Here is a 13939-nt window from a genome sequence, read left to right as displayed (position 1 = left end):
GGCGATCCTGGCCAAGGTCGGGCGTTGTCGAGCCATTCTTGAGACGGCGCACTAGATGGACTTGCCGACGTTGCTGAGGATCGTCTTGACCTGGCCGCCGAGGAAGATGAGGGCGATGATCGCGATGACCGCGATGAGCGCGAGGATGAGTGCGTACTCGGCGAGACCCTGGCCTTCCTCGTCACGATGGAAGGATGCGATGAGTGCGTTGAAGAATGCCATTCGGTTCGTTACCTCCTTTCCTCACAGATTCCCCCGCTGTTCCCCCGACCATCGAGGGCCGCGTCACCGTAGGAATGGATCCGCCGGCTGTCAAGGTCCGCGGGCCCGAACGCGGTGCGTCCGGGCGACCGCGGGGTCCATGTGGGCGGGTCGAGATCGCTGTGGTGGGCGATACTGGATTCGAACCAGTGACCTCGCGGATGTGAACCGCGCGCTCTAACCGACTGAGCCAATCGCCCGGGGCCGCCGTGTCGCGCTGGACCGACGGGGTCCGGTCATGATACCCCGAGGTCCGGCCAGCGGGCGAGCAGCGACGCCGGCTCAAGCCCGTCGACGGCCACGAGCTTGCGCCGCCCGGTCGCACCGGCGATGAGGGACACCGTGGCACGAGGCACCCCGAGCTCGCGGGCGATGAGCCGGAGGAACGCCTCGTTCGCCGCACCGTCGGCCGGTGCCGCTGCGACCCTGGCCCTGAGCACGCCGTCGATGACGCCGTCGATCGCATCTCTCCCGCCGCGGGGCGTCAGCCGGACCGCGAATCGCACCGCGCCGCTCATCGCGGCCGCTGTCCGACCCGTTCACCGAAGAGGGCGCGGCCGACCCGGACGATCGTCGCCCCTTCCTCGACCGCGATCGGGTAGTCGTCGCTCATCCCCATCGAGAGCTCCGCGCCGATGGCGGTCGTCCGCGCCCGGAGCCGCGCGCCGATCTCGTGGAGCCCGACGAACGTGGAGCGGGCATCCTGCGGGTCGGCGGCGAGTCGGCCGATCGTCATGAGCCCGTCGACTCGAAGCGCCCCAAAGGCGGTGAGCTCGCCGAGCGCCGCCTCGAGGGCCGACGGCAGGAAGCCGGCCTTGGCCCGGTCGGCATCGACGTTCACCTGGAGGAGCACCGGCAGCCGACGATCCGGTGCCGTCGGGCCATCCGGCGCGAGGCCGCGGACGTCCCGGACGAGCCGGTCGAGCCGCCGCGCCAAGTCGACCGAGTCGACCGACTCGATGACCTCGAACGTCTCGACCGCGCGGCGCGCCTTGTTCGCCTGGAGGGGTCCGACGAGGTGCCACTCCCCCGCTCCGACGAGCGGACGCTTCGCCTCCGCCTCTTGCACCCGGTTCTCCCCGAAGTCCGCCTGACCTGCCGCGACCGCCGCCCGGATGCGCTCGGCTGCCACGGTCTTCGAGATCGCGACGAGGCGGACCGTGGCGGGATCGCGTCCCGCGCGCCCGCATGCGGCGACGATGCGGTCCATGACGGCCGCCCTGGCCGCGGAGAACCCCGCGACCTCGGCCTCGAACTCGCTCTGCGGCCGGCTCGCGCCGGCCCCGGTCACTTCGAGCGGCGGAGGAAGCTCGGGATGTCGAGCTCGTCCGCGTCGTAGGCCGCGCGACGCGGCGCCGGCGCGGCGTCGCCGACGGAGCGGTCCGCGCGGCTCGGGACGGCGGCGGAGGGTCGCTCGTCCCGCTCACGCGACGACGTCGCGTCGTCCGACGAGGCGAGTCGCTGGCGCTCGAGCTCCTCGAGGAAGTCGCGGTCGCGGGTCGGCCGGCCCGACGTCGTCGCCTCTGTCCCGTGGCCGGCGGCAGCGCCCTCGTGCCGGCTGGGCGCCCGGCGGCGGCCATCGAAGCCGGTCGCGATGACGGTGATCTGGACCTCCTCGCCGAGCCGTTCATTGAAGCTCGTGCCGAAGATGATGTTCGCCTCGGGATCGGCCGCCGCTCGGATCTCCTCGGCCGCCTCCGTCACCTCGAACAGGGTGAGGTTGGAGGAGCCGGTGATGTTGAAGAGGATCCCCTGGGCGCCGTTGATGTTCACCTCGAGGAGGGGGCTCGCGATCGCCTGGCGGGCCGCCTCGACCGCCCGGTTGTCGCCCGACGCCCGGCCGATGCCCATGAGCGCCGACCCGGCGTCCCTCATCACCGTCCGGACGTCCGCGAAGTCGAGGTTGATGAGCCCAGGGACGGTGATGATGTCGCTGATCCCCTGGACACCCTGGCGGAGCACGTCGTCCACGACCCGGAACGCATCGAGGATGCTCGTGTTCTTCTGGACGACGTCGCGCAGCCGGTCGTTCGGGATCGTGATGAGCGTGTCGACCTTCGCCTTGAGATCTTCCGAGGTCTTCTCGGCGATGATCTTCCGACGCTGGCCCTCGAAGCCGAACGGCTTGGTCACGACGCCGATCGTGAGGGCTCCGGCCTCCTTGGCGATCTCGGCGATGACCGGAGCGGCGCCGGAGCCGGTGCCGCCGCCCATGCCGGCGGTGATGAACACCATGTCCGACCCGGCGAGCGCCTCGGCGATCTTGTCTGCGTCCTCTTCCGCCGCGCGCTGACCGATCGCCGCGTCCCCGCCGGCGCCGAGGCCACGGGTGAGCTTGTCGCCGATCCGGATCTTGTGCGGGGCGTCGCTCTGCAGGAGGGCCTGGGCATCCGTGTTGCAGGCGATGAACTCGACGCCCATCATCTCGGCCCGGATCATCCGGTTGACGGCGTTGCTCCCGCCCCCGCCGACACCGATGACACGGATGAGCGCGAAGTTCTCTGAGTCGGACCGCAGCGGCATCGCCGTCTCCTCCGGTGCTCGTGCCGGTGATGGATCGCGTCAGGTGGCGCGGATGGTCGCAGTGGTGACCCCTCGACGGCCTCGCGTCGGCGGAGCGTCCGGGGAGTATACCGCCGCCGTCCCCACTCGGGGCGTCCCGGTTCGCCGCGCCGCGGACCTTACGGGAAGATGCTCCGCAGCGCGTCGCGGATGCGCCCGAGTCCGCCGAGTGCGGGGGCCGACTCGTACCGCATCGGCTCACCCGCCGTGAGCTGGCGGGCGCCCCAGAGGAGGAGCCCGACCGCGTTGGAGCTGGCCGGCGTGAGGAGCCCGTCCACGAGCCCCTCGATCCCCGTCGGCGCCGCGATCCGGACCGTCATCTGGAGGACCTCCCGACCGAGCTCCGCGACCCCGCCGAGCTGCGCGCCGCCGCCGGTGAGGACGATCCCCGCCGGGAGCATCCCGTGGCCGGACCGCCGGAGCTGATCGCGGACGAGCTCGAAGGTCTCGCGCATGCGGGCCTCGATGATCTGGCACACCTCGAGGCGGCTCACCTCCCGGCCGGCGTCCTCGCCGAGGACCGAGACACTGATCCGCTCGTCCGGATCGATCATGCGCAGGTCGCACGTCCCGTGATGGACCTTCAGCTCCTCGGCGACCTGGAGGCTCGTCTTGAGGCCGATCGCGATGTCGTTCGTCACGTTGTTGCCGCCGACCGGGAGAACCGCGCAGTAGAGCGGCGCTCCATCGGTGAAGAGGGCGAGGTCGATCGTCCCGGCACCGATGTCGGCGACCGCTACGCCAAGCTCGCGCTCGGTCTCCAGGGCGACCGTCTCGGCCGAGGCGTACGAGCCCGCGACGAGCTCGTCGATCTTGACGCCGCTCGCGACGACGCATTTGGTGAGGTTCTGGACGGCGGTCGCCGAGGCGGTGACGATGTGGACCTCGACGCCGAGACGGATGGCGCTCATCCCGACCGGGTCCTTCACTCCCTCCTGGTCGTCGACACTGAAGTCGCGGGGGATGACGTGGAGGACCTCGCGATTCGACGGGATCTGCACGGCCCGGGCGACTTCGGTCGCACGGTTCACGTCCTCGCGAGTGACCTCGCGGTCGTGGCCGCTGACGGCCACCGTGCCCGGCGAGTTCTGGCTCTCGACGTGCTGCCCGCCGACCGAGACGAACGCCCGGTCGATCTTCATCCCCGACAGCCGTTCCGCCTGCTCGACGGCGCCGCTGATCGCGTGGACGGTCTGGTCGATGTTGACGACCTGGCCGCGCTTGATGCCGGTGACCGGCATGAGCCCCTTGCCGATGATCGTCAGGCTCCCGTCGCGGTGGACCTCGCCGATGAGCGCGGTCACCTTGCTCGTCCCGACATCGACCCCGACGAGGATCGCTTCTCGTTCCACTCCCGTGCCGCCTCGTTCCTGTCTAGAGGAAGTGACGCCTGATGAGCGCCACGTTATTGAAGATCCGCGGCCCGAACGTGATGAGGGCCACGAGGTAGAGATCCACGCCCAGCCGGTCGCCGATGAAGGTGAGGATCACGGCGATGACCACGTTCGTCACGAAGCCGCTGATGAAGATCCGATTGTCGTAGACGCCGTCGAGTTCCGCCCGCACCGAGCCGAGGACCGAATCGAGTGCGACCACGATCGCCACCGCGCTGTAGCGGGCGAACTCGAAGCTGACATTGACTTTGAGGACGAGCCCCAGCAGGACGCCGGCGACGAGGCCTGCCAGGGGGAGCAACACGGGTGATCGTCCTCGAACGATGGGGTTTCGCCAAGGCTACCCGACGCAGCGGAGGCGCGGCAACCCGAGATCCGCACGGACGACCCGGCTCGCGGATGCCGCGATGGCGATTCACTGGCCGTTCTTCAGGGTGTACGTGCCGCTCGTGGGATCGGCGAGCACGATCCTCGCGATCCTCGACTCCGCGATCCGGCGGAGCAGGCTCCGCAGGAACCGCACCTGCCCGGGGATGATGTCGGGGGTCCGGAGGGTGGGGGTATAGAACCCGAACGTGGCCGACCAGCCCGTCGGACCGCTGCTCAGGACGAACCCATCGGTGTCGTCGATGGTGAGAGCGAGGGATGGCGCCGCGCTCCCGACGTCCGCCGGGGTGAGCGACCCGAGGCGCCTCGCGGCGTCGAGGACGACGGGATCCAGGCTCGCCCCGACGGCGAGGACCGCGGCGGTCGATCGGGCATCGGTGACGGACCGCAGGCCGGCCGTCGCGGAGGCCGGCGCGGCGTCCGCGGACGCGAAGAGGACGCCGTCGCGATCGACGAGGAAACGACCGCTCGCGGTCGTCCAGATGAAGATCGGCTCGCGTTCGGCGAGGTGGACCAGGAGCGTGCCCGGCAGCGCCACGGACACGGTCGCGTCGCGGACGGTCGGCAGGGTTCGGATCGCGGCCGCCAGGGCGTCCGTGCGGAGCGTGACGACGTTCGTTCCGTGGTCCACCCGGAGCGCATCCGAGATCGCGGTCTCGGAGGTGAAGCGGGCTCCGTCGAGGGTCATCCCGACATAGCCGAAGACGGACGTCGCGGCGACGCCGTAGATCGCCCCGATGCAGAGGAGCATGACGAGGAGCGCACCGGCGCGGAGCGGCGAGAAGCCGGCCGATGCGCGCCGGATCCGGCTGCGCCTCGGCGAGCCTGCGGTCCGCCGGCCGGCCGGCCGTCTCATCGCGGAAGATCGTCCGCGGCGAGACGGCGCGAGGGTCGGCGATCGTGCCGCTCGACCGCGAGCTCGACGACCCGTTCGCAGACGGCCGCGAAATCGAGCCCGCCCTCGGCCGGAAGCGTGGGGAAGAGGCTGATGGGCGTGAAGCCCGGGATCGTGTTGATCTCACTCACGACGAGCGTGTCGCCGGCGAGCAGGAAGTCGACCCGGGCGAATCCCTCGGCGCCGATCGCCCGGTACGCATCGCGGGCGAGCTTGAGGACCGTCGCCCGCGTGGCGGCCGGGAGCTCCGCGCGGAGGGACGTCTCCGACAGGCCGGCCGTGTACTTCGAGGCGTAGTCGTAGAACTCGTGGCCGGCGATGATCTCACCCGGGCCATACAGCCGGAGCCCGGCGGCGGCGTCGCCGATGACGCTCACCTCGAGGTCGCGGGCGCCGGCGACGTACGCCTCGGCGAGCGCGAGCGTGTCGTAGCGGAACGCGGTCTCGAGGGCCGGGCCGCGCTCGTCCGGGCCGTGAGCGAGGGTCATCCCGACACTCGAGCCGAGGCGGGCCGGCTTGATCATGAGGCGCGGATCGTCGATCCCGAGGGCGAACGCCTCGAGCTCGGCGAGGACGGCCGTCGGATCGTCGTGCCAGCGCGCGGCCGGGATCTCCCGCCAGTCGACGAGCGGGAGGCCGAGGCCGCGGATGAGGCGCTTGAAGATCGCCTTGTCCATCCCGATCGCCGACGCGGCGACGCCGGAGCCCGTGTACGCCACGCCCCCCGCCTCGAGGAGCGCCTGGACCGTACCATCCTCGCCGAACGGACCGTGGAGCGCGATGAAGACGACGGGCGCCGGCTCCGCCGCCGCGATCCGGTCGATCGCGGCCCCGGCCGAGCGCGGGCCGTCCGCCCCGAGCGCGGCCGGATCGTCGTACGCCGCCGCCGGTCGATCGGCGCGGCGATGATCGGGCGGCAGCCACCACCACCCGCCATCGAGGTCGATGAGGACCCGCTCGACCCGGTGGCGGCCCTCGAGCGCATCGGCGACAGCGTGCCCGGAGACGATCGAGACGTCGTGCTCCGCCGAGGGACCGCCGAGGAGGACGACGATCGGGCGGTCGGCGGCGGTCACTCCGACCCTCCCTCGGACGACCAGTCCCCCCACGCGCCGATGAAGGCGATCTCGAATTCGAGTCGCACGCCCGTCTGCCCCTCCACCTCGGCCCGGACGCGGTCGGCGAGACGCCGGACGTCCGCCGCACTGCCCCGCCGGTCGTTGACGATGAAGTTCGCATGTTTCGGGCTCACCGTCGCGCCGCCCTCGGTCGCGCCCTTGAGACCGGCGCCGTCGATGAGCGCGCCGGCGCTCGGACCGCCCGACGGGTTCCGGAACACCGAGCCGGCGCTCGGGATCCCGAGCGGCTGGTGCGCCTGCCGCCAGCGACGGATCTCGTCGAGCCGGGTCCGGATGGTCGCCTGGTCGGCCGGCTCGAGGGCGAACGTCGCGGCGACGACGAGTTCGTCGGCTCCGACCGGGGCGGGTGCGATCGACCCGCCCGTCACGTCCGACCGCCGGTCGCGATCCTTGAACCGGCTCGTCCGGTAGCCGAGGGCGAGCTCGTCCGCCGCGAGTCGTCGTTCGGTCCCGTCCGCGAGCAGGACGGTCGCCGACTCGACGACGCCCCCCATGTCCGTGCCATGGGCGCCGGCGTTGGCCCAGACGGCGCCACCGACCGTGCCCGGGATGGCGAGGCCGAATTCGAGACCGGACAGCCCGGCGTCCGCGGTGACCGTCGCGGCACGCGCCATGGGCACGCCGGCCTCCGCGACGAGCCGCCCGTCCGCGACCTGTACGCCCTCCGCCCGGACCTGGATCACGAGACCACGGATCCCGGCGTCGGCGATGACGACGTCGCTCCCGCGACCGAGGACCGTGTGCTCGATGCCTCGGTTCCGGGCGAATTTCACGAGTCCGCGGAGCTCGAACGCGTTGTGGGCGACCGCGAAGAGGTCCGCCGGACCGCCGACGCGCATCGTCGTGAAGCGCGCCAGCGGTTCGTCTCGCGACGTCTTGACGCCGAGCCGGCGCTGGATCTCCGAACCCACGGCGAGCGGATCGAAGGTCGTGCCCGTCACGCTACACCCGCCCGGGCGATCCGCTCGATCGTCGCCGCATCCGGGAGCGGTGCGCGGCGGGCGACTGCGAGGAGGAGCGTGCCCACCGCTTCGGCGGCCCCGGGCCGTCCCAGCGCCCTCGCCGCCGCCGCCATCCGGACGTGAGTCGCCGGGTCGGCGAGAATGCCCGCCGCGTCGATGAGCGCTGCCGCATCGAACGCCTCGTCCTCGACGAGCCGGGCCGCGCCGGCCTCGACGAGGACCCGGGCATTGGCGCGCTGGTGCCCCGCGGCATGGGGGTACGGGACGACCACCATCGGAGTCCCGAGTGCGACGACCTCGGCGAGGGTCGATGAGCCGGCGCGGCCCACGATGAGGTCGGCGGCCGCGAGGGCGGGCAGCATCTGCTCGCGAAGGAACGGATACGGAAGGTACCGTGCGCGACGCTCCAGCGGGAGCCGCTCTCGCCCGTCGAGGGCGCCGGCATAGCCGTCCTCCCCGGTGACGTGGATGACGTACATCCGTTCGACGAGCGCCGGCAGCGCGGCGGCGACGGCGGCATTGAACCGCAGCACGGCCTGTGAGCCGCCGAAGACGAGGAGGACCCGCGCTCCCGGCGGCACGCCGAACCCGGTCCGGGCCGCCCCCGGATCGACGCCGCGGATGTCGCGGATCGGCGTCCCGGTGACATAGCACGGCGCCGGTGACCGGAGCGCCGCAGCCGTCGCCGCGAAGCTGACCGCGAGCACCCGGGCGAGGCGGGCGGTCGCCCGGACGCTCCGCCCGGGGACCACGTTCCCCTCCCACATCACGACGGGGATCCGGAGCGGCGCCGCCGCGAGGAGGACGGGGATCGCGACGTATCCGCCCGTCGTGAAGATCGCCGCCGGCCGCTCCCGAAGCAGGATGGCCGCGGCCTGCGGGACGGACAGCCCGAGACGGACCGGATCGAGGACGAGGTGCATGTCCCGTTCGACCGTGCGGAGCGAACGGAGCGCGAGACGCTCGAGCGGGATCCCCGCCTCCGCGACGAGGTTCGCCTCAAGCCCGCGATGGCCGCCGACCCAGACGAGGTCAGGCGGGTCGGGTCGAGCGCGGAGCGATCGAGCGACGGCCAGGGCCGGGTAGATGTGCCCGCCCGTTCCCCCGCCCGCGATCAGCAGACGCATCGTTCCATGTCCCCTTCTCCACCGTCTCCCGCGAGACCGACAGGAGGATCCCGACGGCCGCCAGGGTGATGGCGAGCGACGACCCGCCGGCACTGACGAACGGCAGGGTGATGCCCGTGACGGGCACGAGCACGACGACCACCCCGATGTTGATGAACGCCTGGATGCAGATCCAGGCGGTGATGCCACCGGCGAGGAGGGCCCCGAACGTGTCGGGTGCGCTCAGCGCAATCCGGATGCCCTGGTAGCCGATGACGAGGAAGAGGCCGATGACGATCGCCCCACCGATGAGCCCGAACTCCTCGCCGATGATGGCGAAGATGAAGTCGTTGTAGGCGTTCGGCAGGAACAGCCCGCCTGCAAGCCGGCTCTGGCCGAGGCCGGCCCCCACCACGCCCCCGAGGGCGAGCGCCATGAGACCCTGGATCGTGTGGAAGCCGGCGCCGGCCGGATCGCTCCACGGGTCGAGGAAGGCCCGGATGCGGTCGAGCTGGTACGGATGGGTCGCGATGACGGCGCCGAGGCCGACGGTCGCCGCCGACACCATCGCGACGAGATGGAAGAGGTTCGCCCCGGCGACGAAGAACATCGCGAACGCCGTGAGGGCGAGGACCGCGGACGTCCCGAGATCCGGCTCGCGGATGACGAGGAGGACGATCGGGCCGACGATGACGAGGAACGTCAGCGTCCCGCGCCAGAACTCGCGGACCCTGCCGCCGCGCCGGGCGAACCAGTGGGCGAGGTAGATGACGAGGGCGAGCTTCGCGAACTCGGCCGGGTGGAAGAGCGGCAGCGGACCGATCCGCAGGAATCGCGCCGAGCCACCGACCACGTAGTTGAGCGAAGGGACGAAGACGACCACGATGAGGAGTCCGAGGGCCACGAGATAGAGGGGGACGGAGACCAGGCGCCAGTAGCGGTAGTCGATCCGGCTCGCGACGAGCAGCCCGATCAGCCCGACCGCGGCCCACACGACCTGCGGGCCGACGACCTTGAACGTGTCGTCCGACGCCAGGTACGACGACATCGCCGACGAGGAATAGACCATGAGCACGCCGATCGCGACGAGGGCAAAGACGGCGACGAGGATCACGTAGTCGGGTTGATGGTGCTCACGTTGCAGCGTTCCGGTCCGCGGACGACGCGTGGGGATGGCCCGGGCGATCGTCATCGGTCCTCCTTCTCGTCGGGGCGGTCGGCGACGTCGAGCTCGCCGCGGGCGGCAGCGATGCGGGCGGCGACGACGGCCTTGAACGCGCGGCCGCGCGCCGCGTAGTCCTCGAACATGTCGAACGATGCGGCGGCCGGGCTGAGGAGGACCGTCGCGACCGCTCCGCGCGGCGCCGTCCCGAGGGCCTCGAGCGCCAGGCCGTGGGCTCGGTCCACTGCCTCGTCGAGCGATGCGGCTCGCTCCGTCCGCTCGAGGCCGGCCGTTCGGAACAGGCGCTCGAGCCGCGTCCCGCTCTCGCCGATCAGCACGGCCGCCACGGCCCGCTCCGCGACGACAGGGGCGAGCGATGCGAGGTCGATCTCCTTGTCCCGCCCGCCGGCGATGAGGACGATCGGCCGCGCAAAGGCGCGCAGCGCCGCGACGACGGCGTCCGGCTGGGTGCCCATCGAGTCGTTGACGAAGCGGACGGCGCCGATGCGGCCGACCGCTTCGAGGCGGTGCTCGACGCCGGGGAACGCCGCGGCCGCCCGGCGGATCGCATCCGGAGCGACGCCGAACAGGAGGCCGACGGCGATCGCCGCCATCGCATTGCTCGCGTTGTGCCGACCGGGAAGGACGAGCTCGTCGATCGGCATGATCCGTCCGCCGGGTCCGGTCGCGGCGGGCCCGCCCCCGGCCATCGGGAGCCGATCGACGCCGGCGGCGACGATCCAGCCGTCGACGAGGCCGATCCCGCCCGGCATCGGCGCGGCCGTGCGGTAGAGGACGGCCGGCGCGCCGCCGAGCCCGGCGTAGGCCGTGACGACCGGGTCCTCGGCATTGAGGATGAGTGCGCCGTCCGGATCGACCAGCTCGGCCAGCCGGCGCTTCACCCGGCGATATGACTCGAGCGTCCCGTGACGGTCGAGATGGTCGGCGGTCACGTTCGTGTAGACGGCCACCGTCGTGCCACGGGAGAGGGTCGGGAGCTGCAGCTCGGACAGCTCGATCACGACCCGATGGCGGGGGCCGAGCTCCGGCAGGACCTCGACGAGCGGGCGCCCGATGTTGCCGCCGACCTCGACCGGATGGCCGGGATCCGCGGCGAGGATCGCGGCGGCGAGCGAGGACGTCGTCGTCTTCCCCTTCGTCCCGGTGACGCCGATCGTCGGCGCCGGACAGAGCCGCAGGAACAGATCCGCCTCCGAGACGAGCGCCGGGGCCATCGCGTCGCCCGCTCGGCGAGCCTCGACCATCGCCCGCAGCGCGGCCCGGAGTCGCGGCTCGGTCGTCGGGAAGTCCGGGTTGATCGAGGGCGATGTCGTCACGAGCGCGGCGCCGGCAAGCACCCGCGCCGGGTCGATCTCCGGCCCGGCGACGATGCGGACGGATCCGCCGCGCTGCCCGGGCACCTCGGCGACCGGGTCGAGCTCCGCCGCTGGTCGCCCGTCGTAGAGCGTCACGGCCGCCCCGATGCCGGCAAGGAACCGGGCCAGCGCACGGCCGCTGCGGGCCGCGCCGAGGACCGTGACCGGACGGCCGTCGAGCGCGCCATCCGCGATCGCGGCGAGGGTGAGGGCATCGAGGTCGATCGGCCGGAGGTTCGTCATCGTCGTCATCGCCCGCTCACGCCAGCGCCCGGATCGAGGCGAGGAAGAACGTCACCCCGAGCATCCCGGCGAGTATCGAGACGATCCAGAACCGGAGGGTGATCTTCTCCTCGTCCCAGCCGCCGAGCTCGAAGTGATGGTGCAGCGGCGCCATCCGGAAGAGGCGGCGGCCGCCGGTCGCCCGGTAATAGGCGAACTGGAGGAGGTCGGACCCGGTCTCCGCGACGAAGATGATCCCGATCAGGGGCAGCACGAGGATCTGGCCCGTGATGAGGGCGGTGACCGCGAGCGTCGCACCGAGCGACAGGGCGCCCGAATCCCCCATGAAGATCTGGGCTGGATGGACGTTGAACCAGAGGAAGCCGAGCGTTCCCCCGATGATGATCGCGCAGAGCAGGGCGAGGTTCGGCTGCTGGGGTACGTTGAGGAGGGCGATGATGAGGTACGCCACGAAGGCGAAGATCGCCGTCCCGCCGGCGAGTCCGTCGAGTCCGTCCGTGATGTTGACGCCGTTGCTCGCGGCGACGATGGCGAAGGCGGCGAACACGACATAGAGCAACGGCCCGATCGTCACGTCGCCGACGAACGGGACCCGGATGTCCGTGATCGCGAAGTGCCGCTGGATGTAGATCGCGGCGAGGATCGCCACGACGATCTGCCAGAGCAGCTTCTGGCGAACCCGGATCCCGTTGCCGGTCTTCGCGTTGAGGTAGTCGTCGAAGGCACCGAGAAGCCCGACCCCGACCAGGGTCGCGACCGGCGAGTACGTCGAGGCGTCCAGGGCACCGAGGAAGTACGCGCAGAGGGCGACGACGACGACGATGAGGAGCCCGCCCATCGTGGGGGTCCCCTGCTTGACCAGATGGGTGTGCGGACCTTCCTCGCGGATCTGCTTGCCGATCCCGATGGCGCGAAGGAGCCGGATGTAGCCCGGCATGAGGATGACGACGATGGCGAAGGCGAGGAACAGGCCCTGGATGAGCTCGACGACGCCGCCTCTCACGCGCCCGCCTCGGCAGCGAGCGTATCGACGATTGCCTCGAGGGCAATCCCGCGGGATCCCTTGACGAGCACCACGTCGCCGGCCTCGAGGAGCGGCCGGAGGAGCGCGAGTGCGGCGAGCGCGTCGCTCGCCTGGAGGACGCGCCCGGCGAGTCGAGGGTGCTCGCGGGCGGCCTCGGCGAGGGGTGTCGCGCCGGCGCCGACGACGACGAGCAGATCGACGATGCGGGCCGCCACGGCGCCGACGGCTCGGTGCCCCGCCTCGTGGGTGTCGCCGAGCTCGAGCATCTCGCCGAGGACGGCGATCCGTCGCCTCCCCGGCAGCGTCGCGAGGAGGTCGAGCGCCGCCGTCATCGACGCCGGCGAGGCGTTGTAGCTGTCGTCGAGGATCGTCACCGACCCCACCCGCACGAGGCGATCCCGATGCGGAGCGGACCAACCGCCTGCCAGGCCCGCCGCGATCTCGTCGAGGTCCACGCCGGCGGCGAGGCCGACCGCGGCGGCGGCGAGGGCGTTGTGGACACCGTGGCGGCCGAGCGCCGCGGTGAGGACCGGCCGGCTCCCCGCCGGGGTCCGGAGGACGAACCGCATGCCGTCCGCGGCCCGGCTCACGACGGTCTCCGCCCTGACGTCGGCGGCGGCCGAGAACCCGTAGGTGACGGCCCGGGCGACCGTCCGCCCGGCCATCCGGACGACCCGCGGGTCGTCCGCGTTGAGGACCGCCGCGCCGTCCGGCGGGAGCGCTTCCACGAGCTCGCCCTTCGCGCGCTCGACCGCCTCGAGCGTCCCGATCCGGCTCAGGTGAACCGGCTCGACCGCCGTCACGACCCCGATCGACGGTCGTGCCATGGCCGCCAGGTCGGCGATCTCGCCGCCGACGTACATGCCCATCTCGAGGACCGCCGCCTCGTGCTCGGGGCCCAGGTCGAGGAGCGTCAGCGGCAAACCGATCTCGTTGTTCCGGTTGCCCTCGCTGCGGAGGGTCGAGAACCGTCGGTCGAGGACCGTCGCGATCGCCTCCTTCGTGGATGTCTTGGCGATGCTCCCGGTCACCCCGACGACGAGCGGCGCGAACCGTGCGCGCCAGTCGGCGGCGAGTGCCCCGAGCGCGCGGACACCATCGGGGACCTCGATGACCGTCACGTCGCCGAGCCGCTCGAGCACGTCGTCGTCCGGCCGGCGGGTGACGAGGATCGCCGCCGCGCCGGCCGCCGCGGCGTCCGCGACGTGGGCGTGACCGTCTGTCCGCTCGCCGGGCAGGGCCACGAACAGGCAGCCCGGGGTGACCGACCGGGAGTCGACCGCGGCGCGGCGGATCGGTCGGGCGCCGGCGCGGAGGAGGCGTCCACCGGTCAGGCTGACGAGCTCGGCGGCGGTGAAGGCCGGCTCGGTCGCCCCTCTCCACGACCGCGGCAGGGCGTCGGTCACGGGTGGGAGTGTCGCACACGCG

The 13939-nt window shown here is 72.0% G+C and carries 14 protein-coding genes and 1 tRNA gene; all 15 read right to left on the bottom strand.

All coding sequences use genetic code 11. From position 1 onward, the window contains the following. Nucleotides 1-51 precede the first annotated feature (51 nt). The 15 genes from IVW53_11530 to IVW53_11460 all read right to left on the bottom strand — a co-directional run bounded on the left by IVW53_11530 (nt 52) and on the right by IVW53_11460 (nt 13917). On the bottom strand, nt 52-222 hold the full coding sequence (locus tag IVW53_11530; protein MBF6606200.1) for a Flp family type IVb pilin: 171 nt from the start codon (nt 220-222) through the stop codon (nt 52-54). Between the two features lie 162 nt (nt 223-384). Beyond that, nucleotides 385-461: transfer RNA gene (locus IVW53_11525), tRNA-Val, on the bottom strand. Nucleotides 462-497: 36 nt separating this feature from the next. Then, a complete protein-coding gene (locus IVW53_11520) occupies nt 498-779 on the bottom strand; it encodes a DUF167 domain-containing protein (GenBank protein ID MBF6606199.1) in 282 nt (93 codons plus the stop codon). Continuing rightward, nucleotides 776-1471: a YggS family pyridoxal phosphate-dependent enzyme gene (locus tag IVW53_11515; protein MBF6606198.1), complete on the bottom strand. Its 696-nt coding sequence runs from the start codon at nt 1469-1471 to the stop codon at nt 776-778. Before IVW53_11515 ends, IVW53_11520 begins: the two co-directional genes overlap by 4 nt. Nucleotides 1472-1548: 77 nt before the next feature. After that, on the bottom strand, nt 1549-2784 hold the full coding sequence (gene ftsZ, locus IVW53_11510; protein MBF6606197.1) for a cell division protein FtsZ: 1236 nt from the start codon (nt 2782-2784) through the stop codon (nt 1549-1551). 158 nt (nt 2785-2942) lie between these two features. Further along, nucleotides 2943-4175, bottom strand: coding sequence for a cell division protein FtsA (ftsA, locus tag IVW53_11505; GenBank protein ID MBF6606196.1), 1233 nt, complete (start codon nt 4173-4175; stop codon nt 2943-2945). Nucleotides 4176-4197: 22 nt separating this feature from the next. Further along, nucleotides 4198-4521, bottom strand: coding sequence for a small basic family protein (locus tag IVW53_11500; GenBank protein ID MBF6606195.1), 324 nt, complete (start codon nt 4519-4521; stop codon nt 4198-4200). A gap of 111 nt (nt 4522-4632) precedes the next feature. After that, nucleotides 4633-5460, bottom strand: a complete 828-nt coding sequence (locus IVW53_11495; protein MBF6606194.1) for an FtsQ-type POTRA domain-containing protein — start codon at nt 5458-5460, stop codon at nt 4633-4635. Continuing rightward, on the bottom strand, nt 5457-6575 hold the full coding sequence (locus tag IVW53_11490; GenBank protein ID MBF6606193.1) for a D-alanine--D-alanine ligase: 1119 nt from the start codon (nt 6573-6575) through the stop codon (nt 5457-5459). Before IVW53_11490 ends, IVW53_11495 begins: the two co-directional genes overlap by 4 nt. Further along, nucleotides 6572-7579 (bottom strand): UDP-N-acetylmuramate dehydrogenase, encoded by a 1008-nt coding sequence (gene murB, locus IVW53_11485; GenBank protein MBF6606192.1) that lies wholly within the window; start codon nt 7577-7579, stop codon nt 6572-6574. The genes IVW53_11490 and murB overlap by 4 nt, the downstream gene beginning before the upstream one ends. Continuing rightward, nucleotides 7576-8727: a UDP-N-acetylglucosamine--N-acetylmuramyl-(pentapeptide) pyrophosphoryl-undecaprenol N-acetylglucosamine transferase gene (locus IVW53_11480; protein ID MBF6606191.1), complete on the bottom strand. Its 1152-nt coding sequence runs from the start codon at nt 8725-8727 to the stop codon at nt 7576-7578. The genes murB and IVW53_11480 overlap by 4 nt, the downstream gene beginning before the upstream one ends. Next, complete coding sequence (ftsW, locus tag IVW53_11475; protein ID MBF6606190.1) at nt 8633-9898, bottom strand: putative lipid II flippase FtsW; 1266 nt, start codon at nt 9896-9898, stop codon at nt 8633-8635. The genes IVW53_11480 and ftsW overlap by 95 nt, the downstream gene beginning before the upstream one ends. After that, complete coding sequence (murD, locus tag IVW53_11470; protein MBF6606189.1) at nt 9895-11487, bottom strand: UDP-N-acetylmuramoyl-L-alanine--D-glutamate ligase; 1593 nt, start codon at nt 11485-11487, stop codon at nt 9895-9897. The genes ftsW and murD overlap by 4 nt, the downstream gene beginning before the upstream one ends. A gap of 16 nt (nt 11488-11503) precedes the next feature. Further along, entirely contained in the window at nt 11504-12490 is a 987-nt protein-coding gene (locus IVW53_11465; GenBank protein ID MBF6606188.1) for a phospho-N-acetylmuramoyl-pentapeptide-transferase, read from the bottom strand. Then, nucleotides 12487-13917: a UDP-N-acetylmuramoyl-tripeptide--D-alanyl-D-alanine ligase gene (locus IVW53_11460; GenBank protein ID MBF6606187.1), complete on the bottom strand. Its 1431-nt coding sequence runs from the start codon at nt 13915-13917 to the stop codon at nt 12487-12489. Before IVW53_11460 ends, IVW53_11465 begins: the two co-directional genes overlap by 4 nt. Between the last annotated feature and the right edge of the window lie 22 nt (nt 13918-13939).

The sequence above is a fragment of the Chloroflexota bacterium genome (genome assembly GCA_015478725.1).
GTDB lineage: Bacteria > Chloroflexota > Limnocylindria > Limnocylindrales > CSP1-4 > C-114.
Note: the sequence above shows the minus strand (reverse complement) of the source record. Positions and strands in the feature narration are given on the sequence as shown.

Bases quoted from the DNA above. Each gene is read 5' to 3' on its own strand.
- IVW53_11515 (MBF6606198.1), bottom strand. From the start codon at position 1,471: ATGGACCGCATCGTCGCCGCATGCGGGCGCGCGGGACGCGATCCCGCC.
- IVW53_11480 (MBF6606191.1), bottom strand. From the start codon at position 8,727: ATGCGTCTGCTGATCGCGGGCGGGGGAACGGGCGGGCACATCTACCCG.
- IVW53_11495 (MBF6606194.1), bottom strand. From the start codon at position 5,460: ATGAGACGGCCGGCCGGCCGGCGGACCGCAGGCTCGCCGAGGCGCAGC.
- IVW53_11530 (MBF6606200.1), bottom strand. From the start codon at position 222: ATGGCATTCTTCAACGCACTCATCGCATCCTTCCATCGTGACGAGGAA.
- murD (MBF6606189.1), bottom strand. From the start codon at position 11,487: ATGACGAACCTCCGGCCGATCGACCTCGATGCCCTCACCCTCGCCGCG.
- ftsZ (MBF6606197.1), bottom strand. From the start codon at position 2,784: ATGCCGCTGCGGTCCGACTCAGAGAACTTCGCGCTCATCCGTGTCATC.
- ftsW (MBF6606190.1), bottom strand. From the start codon at position 9,898: ATGACGATCGCCCGGGCCATCCCCACGCGTCGTCCGCGGACCGGAACG.
- IVW53_11520 (MBF6606199.1), bottom strand. From the start codon at position 779: ATGAGCGGCGCGGTGCGATTCGCGGTCCGGCTGACGCCCCGCGGCGGG.